Here is a 13,672-nt window from a genome sequence, read left to right as displayed (position 1 = left end):
GCGGAGCCATTGTTCTGTTAGGAAGTAAAAAAAGGACCATGACTAGACTCAATTGTCAGCCATGATCCTTTTTTTATTTTGCTTTAAATTCTGTTACATTATCTTTTACCATCGAAGTACCTTTAGAATTTTGGGCAAAATGCGTAACAACCAGTCGGTAGTTACTGCCTGATGTATAACCACCCTGTGGAGCGGAAATATCAACTTTGCGTGAATCCGCATTTGCTGAAACTGTAACAGGTTGACGAACACCGTTACGATCTTCTACATAGATATACTTATTTGTGAAAAAATCTTTTTTCATAGCTTGTGAAAATGTGACAGTGAACTTTTTATTCGTTGCCACTTCCCGTGCAGACGGGGAGGGAACAAAAGCTTGCTCTACGTAAGATTTATCAGTATAGAGTACTTGAAGTTTATCGAACAGCAAGAACCCTTTGTCTTTATTCGCTGATGATTGTTCGGCCACATAAATCTTGTTCAACGTGAGTGGTGCAGCGGCAGTTTGAGGAATAGCCGCTTCGACGTATTTCCAACCTGTCCAGTTCAAACCATTTTCTTTCGTGAAGTCTACAACGATTTCTTTTCCGGTAGTATCCTTCAGGGAACCGCGGAGCCAATGGTTGTTGCCGTCACCGTATACCCAAACACCGAGTTTTTTCGGCTGTGAGGCCAGTTGTAAACCGTTTGTCCATGTCATGTAAGCGGCTGAAGTTCCTTCTTTATATCCTGTAAAATCATAATTTAGCCGTACGGAAGCGTTTTGATCATGTGCTTGGATCTTATTCTCAAGCGCAAGTGATGCTGTCGCGCGCGCTGTCGTTGCCTGTAGTCCGCTGACTGATTCGAACGAGCCCAGGTAGAGGGGTTTGTCCGAAACGGTTACAGGTACGGTTTTGCTGACCTTGCCGAATGTTACTGTCATTGTACCTGTCGCTTCGTTGTTATTTGCGATGAATAAGTTACCTTCGATTGTACCTATATTTGAGGAGACAGAGAATGTAACTGCATCCGGATTAAGGGCCACTTTGTTGCCTTTTAGAACGCCCTGGACGTTTACAGTCATTCTTTCACCCGTACCTGTACGAATGTCGGAAGGAGTGATTAGTAGATCATCGATTGAATCTGTTACAGTAACGGGGATTGTTACGGATGCATCCCCGTATGAAGCAACGACTGCTCCCGAACCGGCTTTCATACCAATTAATTGATTGTTTTTAATTTTTCCGATGCCATTGGTTACAGACATCAGTTTCAATTTTTTCTGATCAATGGGAAGAACGTTGTAATATTGGTCTAAAACAGAATCTACTGCAAAGTCAGCGGCAGCACCGACCATTACCGGGCCTTGTTGTGCTTGACTTGCTTTGATAAAGTGCGGGTTACTGTAAGGTGCTGTACTCACTGCCTCAAGTATGGCGTTCACTGAACGCTCGCTGCCGCTAGTTGGACGGTTTGCAAGAGTAGGATAGACATCGCCGTATTTCCGTGTCACCATTGTTGTCGATCCGCCACCGTCTAAATTGATGGCGTTATAAGCGCCTACCTTAACGAGGTGGTTCGCAAATTCTTGTAGCGTCATGCCAGTACTGACGCCTTTAAGACCTGAGTCTGCTGTGACAAAAAATGCGCGTTTGCCGGTAGCATCTGTAGCTACAGCTGTGCGTGCAGTACGTTCTTTTGCGCGTCCGCTGTTAGGGTCAATCGTCATAGCGACTTTACCATTTTGGACGAGAAGCGGGCCCGAAGCCAACATGAATTTCGAATCTTTCCAGCTGGAATCTACGTCGTATGCAACGGAAACGCTGTCGCCAATTTTCATATTACGAATTTTATCGACTTCTTTTCCGTGTGCGGAGAGCACGAAACCACGTCCGTTTGCCGGAATAGTAGCGCTTGTCGCTTGTCCATTCTGGCGAATCCCAATGACTTTACCGGTAACTTTTTCACCTAGTGCAATATTTTGTTCGACAGAAGTTGCGGTTTCGACAACAACTTCTAATCCTGTAGCGTTCGTTCTTGTCCGTTCATATGGCCAACTCGATGTGAACAGGATGCTTTCATCTACATTTCGTTCCCTGTTTAGAGAAGTTAACCGAGCTGTTTTACCTGCATGTTCAACTTGGACTGACAAATCATACGTACCAATTTTCGCTGTGTTGTCGGAAGTCATTCCGAATGCAGCCGGCGTATGCATGAAGTCGTTATAATTTGTGGATACAGACCCAAGATGTTGTATAATGCCATCTTTCACCAACAAATAGCTTGGAAACTTATTCGTAAAATGGAAGAACGAAGCATTGATCGCGCCAACTACATGGTTCTGGTTTTGAGTATGTAGTTTTGCTAGATTTCTAACATAGGCGAGCTTGTTTATTGGATTTGAGACACCAACGTCAATCGTAGTGTAGGGCTGATTAAGATTGATAGATAGCTGGTTGACGGTCTGTTTATAGCCACCGGTGGTTATAGATTCCTTTGTATGATAGACACCGGGTGAAACATTAGCGGCAGAAACGTCAAGTACACTGACTTGAAAAAGGAACATTAACACAACAGTAAACGGGAAAATGATTTTCTTGAACATTTAAAAACTCCTTTGGATTTCAATGACTCTAGTATACGAAAATATACTAGAATCTACCATAGGCAAATTGGGCATACCGAAGGGTGGCGAGTCTATTGGTAGGGGATAACAAAAAAAAGAACCAAAGAGACAGAAGTGTCTCTTTGGTTCTTTTTCGGCTTCAAACGGGTAAACTATATTAAATAAAACAGGATTGTTCCTACTACTTCATTTTAACATATTTTTTAAAGAATACAATAACAATAACCTACATCTAAAGCATTTTAAGAAACATCTACAACCTCAGGTGGCTCGATATTTGATAGACCGTCAGCTTTATATATGAATATCGCGAATTCACCGCGCTTTATATGATCGGATCCGCCAAATTTTGTGGCCGACTTACCTTGCGTTATGTTATTTTCCACCAGTGCCGCAACAGATGATAGGAATCTTGGGCTTACATCTGTGAATGGAATACGATCTTGACTTGCCTTCAGTTCATATGCAGAAGCGATCACCTTGGCCATTTCAGACCGTGTCATCGTATCGTTGGAACCGTATTTACCAGGGGACTTCCCGCTAACGACACCTTTTGCAGCGAGTGCATTGACAGCCCATAAACGGTTAGTAGGAACATCCGTAAAACCAGCGGATGGGGATTTTGAATTTTCATTGAACCCCATAGCGCGCGCAACCATGACTGCTGCGTCAATTCTTTTGATGGATTCTTGTGTCCCAAACTGGGTAGGTGATATACCTTGGGCATAGTTATTTGCGACGATGTAATCGACCTCAGTTTTGTAACGGTCACCAACGTCACTAAAGGCAGCGGACGTTGTCGGCCCTTGAATGACGAAAGACAATAAGAGAATAGAAAGTAGTAGAGATATAGTTTTTTTCAAAATGAAAGCCTCCTTCTGATTTCTCAGTTTACACGTTTACTAGTATCATAGCAAAAGGATTTTTGCCTATATGTAAAGGCTAAATAAAGCTGTAAATTGTAAATATGTTATAATGGAGGAATACACAGCTTTAATTGGAGGTCACTATGAAAAAAGTTAAAAAAGTTATCATACCTGCGGCAGGATTAGGGACACGGTTTTTGCCGGCTACGAAAGCGATGCCAAAAGAAATGCTGCCAATCGTTGATAAGCCAACGATTCAATACATTGTAGATGAAGCAATTGCAGCAGGTATCGAGGATATTATTATTGTTACTGGAAAAGGAAAGCGCTCAATCGAAGACCATTTCGACCACGCATTTGAATTGGAAGAGAATTTGATTCAAAAAGAGAAATATGAACTTCTTGAAAAAGTGAATGCCTCTTCAAATGTAGATATCCATTATATTCGTCAAAAAGAACCACTTGGATTGGGTCATGCCATTTGGTGTGCGAGGAACTTTATCGGTGACGAACCGTTCGGTGTCCTGCTTGGCGATGATATCATTAGTAGTGAAGTACCCGCGCTTAAGCAATTGATGGACAAGTATGAGGAAACCGGCACGAGTATTATTGGTGTTCAAGAAGTGCCACTGGATCAGATTCATCGTTATGGCGTAATCGATCCTGTGTCAACGGATTCGAATTTGATGAAAGTGAAAAACTTCGTCGAGAAACCGACTCAAGAGGAAGCGCCATCCAATTTTGCGATTGTCGGTCGCTATGTCCTCACGCCTGAAATTTTTTCGTTTCTTGGAGAGAAAAACATTGGAAAGGGTGGAGAAATTCAACTGACAGATGCGATTGAAAAGTTGAATTCCATTCAAGATGTATACGGTTATCAGTTTGAGGGTAGACGTTACGATGTTGGGGAAAAGCTAGGTTTTATAGAAACGACATTGGAGTTTGCGCTCGAACGTGCTGATTTACGTGATGATCTTCTCGCTATTATGGAGAAACTTGTAGACGCTAACAAAAACACACCTTCGGAATTTTAATAAAATGTACCCTATAAGATAGACACTTTAAAAAAGTCTCTCTTATGGGGTACTTTTATTTATAATGGAAATAACAACGATTATATGTTGACATAAAGAATCCCACCAACAACGCTTGGCGCTTGGGGATGCCTCCCGCAATAAGCCAGACAGAAGACCACTGTCAGTCTTATTGCTTCGGCTACCCCAGTAAGGCGCCTTCGCTGGAGATTACAAGGAAAACATAAGTCCAACAGCAGAACTTATGTCAAAGATATTATTTACTGATCAAGAACAAAGAATACTGAAGAAACATCCATATGAAAAACGAGAGATAAAGAGTTATATGACTTATTACAATCATTATCGAGGTCAGTGGAATTTAAAGAAGATGACGTCTGCACAATACAGACATCACCTTCTTCAAGTTACCTAAATATGTTGAATGTATGATTCTTACTCACTTCAGCTGATTGAAGTGGAGAGCGGCGACTCCAGCGCTAGCGTTGGGAGCACGAGGGAAGGATGCCTTAATTTCTGCAAAGAACGCAGAAATACGGCAAATCGAACCCTTCGCTGTTCGATTGGCTGAGGCCGTGCCCGCGGAAAGCGTCCGCTCGGAACGGAAATCAGCGGTTGGTTAAATTCTTCGGTTCAACTTGTATAAGGTTTTTTTAAATAACTAAAAACACGGTTCCAGTCAAAATGAAGGCCACACCAGCGATTTTTCGTGCGGATATAGGTTCTTTTAAAAGCCATGCCGACAAACACATCGTCCATATATACGTAATGGACGTAAGTGGAAAGACGACCGTGTAGGGCAAGAAACGGAGTGCAATGATATTAAGAATCGCGCCAGTTCCGTAACTTACCAAACCGATAAATAGCCATTTTATCAAAGCGGGTCGATTTTCTTTGAAATCTTGTGCAGAAGCCTTTTTCAAGAAATAGCCGCCCAGTGCACCGCACCAGGTCATTGTAATGAGCAATGTCACAAATAACATACTAATTGCGATCACCCCCGATTAGCAGAACACCGATCAAAATAGACGTTGTCCCAATCAAGATATTTCGCGTAATCTCTTCTCCAAGAAAAAAAGAACCAAAAATAATCGCGAATACATAGCCGACAGTGAGCAGCGGATGCAAGACAGACAATCGGCCAAATCGAAAAGCGATTGTCATGAACACCGCGCCACAACCATAAAGGAAGAAACCAAGCCATAAATGCCAGTCAAACAGTCCATCGGCCATTTTCCAGAAGAGTTGACCGAGTGCGGTGCTGAGTGCAGCGGTCAACATAAGAGCAATACCGATGGATGACGTTTTCTTTCGAGGCTCTGTCATTTCACTTTACCTATCTCATCGAATTTGATGAAGCTAAAGAACAGCAGTGCGTACATGACAAAGGAGTTCGATAGTAAGTACCTGAAATCCTGTGCGGGGATTCCAACAAAGACGGCACCCGTATTGAGTGCAACAGGCAATAGAATCAGCCATGAACGCCAATTATTTCGCAAATAACTGATATACGTGAAGAGCAGCGCAAGTAACGTATAAAATGCGGGGCGCCAAATAATATCTTTCGCCTTGTCAGTCGTCTTCATATAGGTCAAAGCCGTATTTGTTACTTGCGCATTCAGCACAGTATTTACTAATCCATATTCATTATTCAAATAGATATTTGTCACATACCGACTCGTATAGCCGTCAGCGGGTTCATTGATTTGCCAAACAAGGGAAGTCTGTTTGAACAATCCTTTTGCTGCGAGATAGGGGTTCTGAGTGACTAATCCACCCCACATTTTTGCATACAATTTGGGATCATCATAAATGACGAATCGATCGTAATCGCCCCATGAGAATTTGATGGGATCTACGCTATAGGGATTGAATTTTTCAGTCCAAAGCGGGATTGGGAACAATCGATTGATATATTCCGTCTGTTCTTCCGTCATATCCCCTTCTTCCGTAACAATTGTTGCAATTTGTTGTGTAGGAATACTCAGCATTTCTTGCGGATCTGAAGGGTGGACTTTCAGTGCTGTATAGATTGGGCCTGTCACGATTTGGTGTGTCAAAATGAGTATGACGGTAATAGGGAGAACTCTTTTCCAATGCGTTCTGTACATAATTAGGACGAATACCATCGTAACGACGAAAACAGGGAAGCCGTTATGCCGGAAAAAAATAACCCCTAGACTTGCTAGGACAAATAAAATGACGAAAGGCCAACTGCTTAGTACTTTACCCGCCGTTTTCACAATTAGGAAGATGAGAATAGTGAAAAGGAACAACACCACACTAAACGAAACGTCTTTCCAAATGGTAATTGAAGTGATGGCATGGATTGGGCTAAGTGCAAAAATGATTAGACCTAACCAGATAAAGGCCTTCGGAATACGCGCGCGTTCTAAGACGTAGCCTAAAAGTCCAGTTGTGAAACTGAACATGAAAATCTGGAACAATGCAATAACAGCGGGTGTATCTCGGATTTTCAATAAGAGACCGATGAGCCACGAGTGCACAACCGGATGCCAATCCGTATATTGCTTCGATTTCGCCTGTCCCCATTGGGCAAGCGAATCCGGTGTCATCGTACCCGGATAGAACGCTATGAGGAAGAAGAGCGACACAACTAAAAATGGCAATGCATAGAGTGCGATTTTCCATATGGGTACCGATTTCTCTTCTTTGTCGAGATTGATGGACAGGAAGAAGCGTATGATCGCCATTGTCCCGATTAGAATGGAAGAAAAGACACCAAACCAAACTCCGAGAATGAGGATTATGTGATTATCCATTAAAAAGGCTTGTTCGCCTCGAATGCTCACTGTAAGCAGCAACGGATACAAAATACCGAAGATCCATAAACTCACTTTTTTTGCTCGGGTCATCTCTTTTGCAATTCCAATGAATCCAATTGCATAATGTACTAAAAATCCCAAGGGAATCGCTAAAAGTAAAATGATATAAACGGGTACATTTCGTATAGGTGTGAAAAAGAACAAAACCGAAAAACTGAGAAAAAGACTAATTCCCAGTAATCCGGCGATCCGTAAACTTATTGATTTCATTGGTTCAACGACCTCCTGAAGTGCGTTCTCTTATCCTGTTCAACTCCAGTTCATATCGTTTCCGGTGTGTGCCCGCGACTGTATCTAGAATGAGTGCGCAAGAGAAAGACAGCATCGCAAGAAGGACAAAACCGACTGCTAAAATTGCGGATGGAACTTTTGTAATGAAGTTCGTTTGGAAAAACTCAATGATGACCGGTGCACCGGCCCCAAGACCGAGTAGTAGGAAAAGGATAGACCATGACGTAAAGAACAGCATTGGTTTGTAGTCTTTGAAAAGCGTGAAAATCATGCGAAGTACCTTGATACCGTCCGTAATTGTATTCAATTTCGACTCGCTGCCTTCCGGACGATCCCGGTAATCGATGGCGACTTCTTTGATAAGAAATTTATTATCAAGTGCGTGGATAGACATTTCCGTCTCAATTTCAAACCCTGGGCTTGTGATAGGCATCGATTTGACGAACAATCGGTCGAATGCACGATAACCAGTCATAATGTCTGTTAAATTACTTTTGTAAAGTTTGTTGATAAGTCCTTTGACGACTTGGTTTCCGATTCCATGGAATTTACGTTTGTTTTCGTTGAAGTAAGTCCCGTTCGATAGACGATCGCCGATGACAAGATTTGCTTGACCCGTACGAATGGGTTCCATGATTGTATGGACAAACTCTGCTGGATACGTGTCATCTCCGTCCACCATTACATATATATCCGCTTCAATTTCCCGGAACATCGAGCGTACAACGTTCCCTTTCCCTTGACGGGGCTCGAAACGAACGATAGCACCATGTGCGCGTGCAACTTCTGATGTCCGGTCGGAAGAGTTGTTATCATAGACATAAATTGTTGCGTCAGGTAATTCCCTTTTGAAGTCATCAATGACTGTACCAATCGTTTGTTCTTCGTTATAACACGGTACTAAAATAGCGATTTCCATTTGAATACTCCTCTTTGCAACTGTAAAGATTGAGTGTTTGATAAGTAATGAAGGTGTGGCTTGTCCTCGAACGAGTCGAAGTGGTTAACCTACCAACTATCTAACACAACTTACTATACAAGTATTTTTTCATACAACATTGATATTACCACGTTTCTAGCTTTTGGTACAATTAGAACAGTGTAAACCGACATGAATATCGGAGGATAAATATTGCCCTCTATTAACGAACAGCGTATAATACACTGCATGTTTGCTATATTGACTGGGCATAATAAAATAACTGAATTTCTGGGAGGAAACAGCTCTGCTACGTACGTCGAAGAAGAACACTACCCTGTCCCTAAATACCACATTGCTCGACAACTTTGCAAAGAAGGACGAACTTGATGTGTACCGCGAAGAAGTAAGGCAAATCCATAGTCGGATGCACAATAAAATAGGGCGAGGTTCGGAATTCCTCGGTTGGCTCGACTTTCCACTTCGAAATCATGAGACACTTCTCACTACTATCGAAGAAACTGCGAAAGAGATTCGGGAAAATGCCACGGTTCTTGTGGTCATCGGTGTTGGAGGCTCTTTCCTAGGCGCCAAAGCTGTCAAAGATGCACTAGACCCGTATTTCAATATGGATAATGGAACGGAAGTCGTTTTTGCTGGGCAAAACATGAGCGGGGCATATTTGAACGGACTCATGCGCTATCTAGATAAAAATGATGTATATATAAATGTCATTTCTAAATCGGGGACGACAACTGAACCGGCGATTGCTTTTCGTATCTTGCGTAATTACATGGAGGAGCGCTACGCAGACGAGGCATCGCGCCGAATTATTGTTACGACAGACAAGAAGCACGGGACATTAAAAGAACTTGCCGATGAGAAAGGGTACCGTACATTCATTATCGAAGATGATATAGGCGGCAGATATTCCGTTTTGACCCCCGTCGGCTTGCTGCCACTTGCTGCATCGGGCCACGATGTTCGAGCATTATTGGAAGGTGCGCGTTACGCAGCACTTGAGTTACAGGATGAAGATGTTGAAACGAATAGTGCCTATCGTTATGCGGCAATCCGTCAGTTGCTTCATTCGAAGGGATATGATATTGAACTGCTCGCATCGTTCGAACCTTCGTTGAAGTATTTCCATGAATGGTGGAAGCAACTTTTTGGAGAAAGTGAAGGGAAAGGAAGGCAAGGGATCTTTCCATCAGCCGTATCCTATTCAACAGATTTACACGCGATCGGCCAATATATACAAGACGGCAGACGGTTCCTGTTTGAGACATTGCTCCATTTCCATGATGTAGGAAATGATCAAGCGATTCCCTTTGAAGGGGATGACCGGGATGAATTGAACTATCTAGCGGCCAAATCATTGAATGAAATTAATGCACTGTCGAAAGAAGGTACCGCACTTGCACACGCGGAAGGCGGTGTGCCTGTTATCAAGATTGAATTAGCGAAGCTTGATGAATTCAATCTTGGATATCTGATTTACTTCTTTATGAAAGCCTGTGCAATGAGTGCCTATTTGTCAGGCGTTAATCCGTTCGATCAACCCGGAGTCGAAGCATACAAAAATAAAATGTTTGAGTTACTTGAAAAACCTGGCTATTTATAAGGTTTAAGTCAATTGTACGATTACTTCTCCCGAGAAACAGTTCGGGAGTTTTTTTATCGTCTAAACGCCAGCAGGGAGGAATTGAACAAGCGCTTTTGCTTTTGTTCTTCAAGCGCCTAGTTGGGTATACTAAACGTAGTGTAGGAAATGGGAGGAATGAAGATGGATACGACGACTGCGGAATATAAGAAATGGTTTGGCTCGGGATTAATCCCCGAAGAGCTACGCGCAGAATTACAAACAATCAAATTCGACAGCGGTGAAATCGAGGACCGGTTTTATCGCTATTTGGAATTTGGTACTGGCGGGATGCGGGGCTTGCTGGGCGCGGGGACAAACAGAATGAACATCTTTACGATTCGGCATGCTGCAGAAGGACTTGCGCTACTGATCAAGGAAAACGGGATGGATGCAATGCGTCGTGGTGTCGCAATCGCCTATGATACACGGCATTATTCATTCGAATTTGCAATGGAAGTTGCCAAGACGTTAGGGAAGTACGGCATACATATCTACTTGTTCAAAGAGAGTCGACCAACGCCTGAGTTATCGTTTGCAATTCGGCATTTTAATGCGTTTGCGGGCATAGTCATAACGGCGAGCCATAATCCAAAAGAATATAACGGTTTCAAAGTATATGGCGAAGATGGTGGACAACTGCCACCGGAAGCGGCAACCGAAATTCTTACCTATATGAAGACAATCGATGATATCCTCACGATCGACGTAGATACCGAGGAAACGCTTGTTGCGAGTGGTCTATTAACCTATGTACTTGAAGAAGTTGATGCAGCCTACCAAGAACAACTACTGACATTGCGCTCGGCTGACCTATCTCGCGATGCGTTAACGATTGTCTATTCAGCTCTCCACGGAACGGGTAACATCCCTGTCCGGCAAGGATTGCAGGCGTTTGGGTTTGAAAATGTCCATATCGTGCCAGAGCAAGAACTACCAGATCCTGATTTTTCAACGGTTCTGTACCCGAACCCTGAAGAGAAAGAAGCATTCGAGCTAGCAATTGAAGTGGGGAAGAAAGTGAATGCAGACCTACTTATGGCGACAGATCCCGATGCGGATCGATTAGGCGTGGCGGTACTTACCGCTGCAGGGGATTATGAACTGTTAAGTGGCAACCAGTTAGGCGCAGTGCTCCTTCATTTCATTCTCATGAAGAAAAAAGCACAGGGTAACCTACCTGCAAATGGCGTCGTCATGAAAACAATTGTGACATCTGAAATGGGCCGGGCAGTCGCGGCGGAATTCGACATACCCACAATCGACACGTTAACAGGCTTTAAGTACATCTCGGAAAAAATCGAGACATTTTCGAAAACAGGTGAACACACATTCCTTTTCGGTTACGAAGAGAGTTACGGTTATCTCATTGGCGATTTCGTCAGAGACAAAGACGCTGTTCAAGCTGCCCTTATAACGGCAGAGGCGGCGGCTTATTATAAGGCGCAGGGCTCATCTTTGTATGAAGCATTGTTGGCATTATATGAACAAGTCGGTCATTACCGTGAGTCATTGAAATCACTGACAGCTTCTGGAAAAGACGGAAGTGAGAGAATCAGACGCATCATGGCAAACTTCAGAAACACCCCACCTAAAGTCGTTGGTGGCATCTCTGTATCTTCAGTAGAAGACTATCAATCCCGTACCGTAAAAACAGCAGAAGGACATCAATCCGCAATCGATTTACCCGTCGCGGATGTCGTTAAATTCCATTTGGAAGACGGTTCGTGGATTTGTATACGCCCATCTGGGACTGAGCCGAAATGTAAATTCTACTTTGGCGTGAGAAAGGATTCCTGGCTAGAGGCAACACAAGCACTTGAAAGATTAGAAATTGAGGTTATGTCAGTTGTGGATTCAATTGTATAAGTTGAATGTTAAAGATGACGCAGGTAATAAACTGTCCATTCCTACTAGTATCGTAGTGACTCCATAATTTTTTATGAATTTTAGATTTTTAGATAAACTGGATAAATACACAAACGAAAAATCAGCCGGTTCCAGATTGGCTGATTTTTCGTTTTTCACTGCAATATTCATGGTAGCAGACCTTAGTATCTTAATTCATAGAGTAAAACCGTTTATAACTGTCAAAGTGTTTACCCCAATAGCTATCGTTCACGCTTGAAATCTGGACACGGTCGCCACCGGCATGGATAAATTTATTGTCGCCGATATAGATACCTACATGGGAGATCCCTGAGCGGTATGTATCTTTGAAAAATACTAGATCACCGGCTTGCGGATTGCTAACTTCATAGGAACGTGCATCAAACCCTGTTGTATTTGTCCGCGGTACGCTAACACCTGCCGCATTATATACATGGTAAATATAACCGCTGCAGTCGAACCCACGAGCAGTAGTTCCACCCCATATATAAGGGGTACCGAGGAATGAGTTAGCCGTTGAAACAATCGTTCCGACTGTACTTGGAGTAGCTGAAACAGGCGGAGCTACGACGGATGCCGATACGGCTTTCGTATTCGGAACAGTCGCAACAATTGAATTTTCAACCTTCAATACTTGTCCAACACGGATGAGACTGGACGTCAAATTATTCCAGTTCATAAGTTGTGTAACAGAAATCCCTTGGCGGTATGCGATACTCGATAAAGTTTCACCAGCTGTAATGCGGATTGTTCCATCTGTCGAAACCGCACTAGGGGAAGCAGATATCTCCGATGGAGGCGGCGTTGAAGCAACTGGATCTGATTTTTTAACCGCTTGGACTTTGCCAGTTACCTTCAACACTTGTCCAGTATAGATAATATCACCGACAAGCCCATTCAGTTGTTGGATAGCGCTTACGGTGGTTTTATGTTGGTTAGCAATTTGAGATAACGTATCACCAGACGTCACCAAGTATGTGCTTGTAGATGTAGCTGTTTGTGATACAGGTTCGCTTTGACTAATCTTAGCCGGTGCATTTACTGCCGAAGCCACAAGCTTCAATGTCTGATTAGGGTAAATCACATCCGACGTTAAATTATTCCATTGTTTAAGATCCGCCAAAGAAACTGTGTTTGTTGAAGCGATTTTCCAAAGATTATCACCAGGTTGCACGGTATACGAACTTGCTTCTGAATCTACAGCACCAACGAAAAGTGCCAACGAGCCTGAGGCGAATGCAGAAAAAACAATTTTCTTCATATATTCTCAATTCTCTCCTTCATTTTGTGCTTTTTTTAATAGTTTTCTCAGTAGATGCATAGAATGCGAGTTAGACTCTATTCTAGCCAGGAAGAAAGAATTAGGCAATAGGCAATATATCTAACGGCTAGGTGGCTCGCCAAATAAAGATCCGAAGTATCCAATCGACTGGTTAAGTTATCCAACCTACTAGACTCTCCCTCTCAAAATACTTTCAGTTTAATTGCTTAATAGATTTAAATTATGGTATCTTTACATAGGATGTGGTCATAGATGGATATCTTCTAATTGATAAATAACCCTTTGCAATGATAAAGAACCTCTTAATCTGCAAATAATTTGTCAGTTGTTAATATTTGTACTATTATACAAAGT

At 42.7% G+C, this 13,672-nt stretch carries 10 protein-coding genes and 1 pseudogene; 4 read left to right on the top strand and 7 right to left on the bottom strand.

Translation table 11 applies throughout. The features are described 5' to 3' along the window. Positions 1-73: 73 nt before the first annotated feature. Both AC1TO4_RS04075 and AC1TO4_RS04070 read right to left on the bottom strand, forming a co-directional pair. Positions 74-2,587: a phosphodiester glycosidase family protein gene (locus AC1TO4_RS04075; RefSeq protein ID WP_482104272.1), complete on the bottom strand. Its 2,514-nt coding sequence runs from the start codon at positions 2,585-2,587 to the stop codon at positions 74-76. A gap of 263 nt (positions 2,588-2,850) precedes the next feature. Then, positions 2,851-3,471: an S-layer homology domain-containing protein gene (locus AC1TO4_RS04070; protein WP_482104271.1), complete on the bottom strand. Its 621-nt coding sequence runs from the start codon at positions 3,469-3,471 to the stop codon at positions 2,851-2,853. A 146-nt stretch (positions 3,472-3,617) separates the two neighbouring features. On the opposite strand from AC1TO4_RS04070, the gene galU reads away from it, so the two are divergent. Beyond that, positions 3,618-4,508: a UTP--glucose-1-phosphate uridylyltransferase GalU gene (gene galU / locus AC1TO4_RS04065; RefSeq protein WP_482104270.1), complete on the top strand. Its 891-nt coding sequence runs from the start codon at positions 3,618-3,620 to the stop codon at positions 4,506-4,508. A gap of 307 nt (positions 4,509-4,815) precedes the next feature. Further along, a pseudogene (locus AC1TO4_RS04060) lies at positions 4,816-4,923 on the top strand (IS3 family transposase); the annotation flags it as partial. Between the two features lie 238 nt (positions 4,924-5,161). Here the strand turns inward: AC1TO4_RS04060 and AC1TO4_RS04055 are convergent. From AC1TO4_RS04055 to AC1TO4_RS04040, 4 genes are read right to left on the bottom strand one after another with little or no spacing between them, the layout of a single operon-like run. Next, positions 5,162-5,491 carry an EamA family transporter gene (locus tag AC1TO4_RS04055; protein WP_482104269.1) on the bottom strand — a complete coding sequence of 110 codons (330 nt, stop codon included), beginning with the start codon at positions 5,489-5,491 and terminating at the stop codon, positions 5,162-5,164. Position 5,492: 1 nt separating this feature from the next. Next, positions 5,493-5,834: an EamA family transporter gene (locus AC1TO4_RS04050; protein ID WP_482104268.1), complete on the bottom strand. Its 342-nt coding sequence runs from the start codon at positions 5,832-5,834 to the stop codon at positions 5,493-5,495. Then, positions 5,831-7,564: a DUF6020 family protein gene (locus AC1TO4_RS04045; RefSeq protein ID WP_482104267.1), complete on the bottom strand. Its 1,734-nt coding sequence runs from the start codon at positions 7,562-7,564 to the stop codon at positions 5,831-5,833. The genes AC1TO4_RS04050 and AC1TO4_RS04045 overlap by 4 nt, the downstream gene beginning before the upstream one ends. Before the next feature lie 4 nt (positions 7,565-7,568). Further along, entirely contained in the window at positions 7,569-8,504 is a 936-nt protein-coding gene (locus AC1TO4_RS04040) for a glycosyltransferase family 2 protein (protein WP_482104266.1), read from the bottom strand. Positions 8,505-8,811: 307 nt separating this feature from the next. Between AC1TO4_RS04040 and AC1TO4_RS04035 the strand changes: the two genes are divergently transcribed. Further along, positions 8,812-10,128: a glucose-6-phosphate isomerase gene (locus AC1TO4_RS04035; RefSeq protein WP_482104380.1), complete on the top strand. Its 1,317-nt coding sequence runs from the start codon at positions 8,812-8,814 to the stop codon at positions 10,126-10,128. A gap of 156 nt (positions 10,129-10,284) precedes the next feature. After that, positions 10,285-12,015 (top strand): phospho-sugar mutase, encoded by a 1,731-nt coding sequence (locus AC1TO4_RS04030; protein ID WP_482104265.1) that lies wholly within the window; start codon positions 10,285-10,287, stop codon positions 12,013-12,015. Positions 12,016-12,205: 190 nt separating this feature from the next. Here AC1TO4_RS04030 and AC1TO4_RS04025 read toward each other — a convergent pair whose 3' ends face one another. Continuing rightward, positions 12,206-13,297, bottom strand: coding sequence for a C40 family peptidase (locus AC1TO4_RS04025; RefSeq protein WP_482104264.1), 1,092 nt, complete (start codon positions 13,295-13,297; stop codon positions 12,206-12,208). Positions 13,298-13,672 lie beyond the last annotated feature (375 nt).

The sequence above is a fragment of the Sporosarcina sp. Y838 genome (genome assembly GCF_056786515.1).
This window is presented reverse-complemented; position numbering and strand designations above follow the sequence as displayed.

What these genes read in the sequence shown, in the direction of transcription:
- AC1TO4_RS04075 (WP_482104272.1), bottom strand. Translation starts at nt 2,587, where the DNA reads ATGTTCAAGAAAATCATTTTCCCGTTTACTGTTGTGTTAATGTTCCTT.
- galU (WP_482104270.1), top strand. Translation starts at nt 3,618, where the DNA reads ATGAAAAAAGTTAAAAAAGTTATCATACCTGCGGCAGGATTAGGGACA.
- AC1TO4_RS04055 (WP_482104269.1), bottom strand. Translation starts at nt 5,491, where the DNA reads ATGTTATTTGTGACATTGCTCATTACAATGACCTGGTGCGGTGCACTG.
- AC1TO4_RS04050 (WP_482104268.1), bottom strand. Translation starts at nt 5,834, where the DNA reads ATGACAGAGCCTCGAAAGAAAACGTCATCCATCGGTATTGCTCTTATG.
- AC1TO4_RS04045 (WP_482104267.1), bottom strand. Translation starts at nt 7,564, where the DNA reads ATGAAATCAATAAGTTTACGGATCGCCGGATTACTGGGAATTAGTCTT.
- AC1TO4_RS04040 (WP_482104266.1), bottom strand. Translation starts at nt 8,504, where the DNA reads ATGGAAATCGCTATTTTAGTACCGTGTTATAACGAAGAACAAACGATT.
- AC1TO4_RS04030 (WP_482104265.1), top strand. Translation starts at nt 10,285, where the DNA reads ATGAAGATGGATACGACGACTGCGGAATATAAGAAATGGTTTGGCTCG.
- AC1TO4_RS04025 (WP_482104264.1), bottom strand. Translation starts at nt 13,297, where the DNA reads ATGAAGAAAATTGTTTTTTCTGCATTCGCCTCAGGCTCGTTGGCACTT.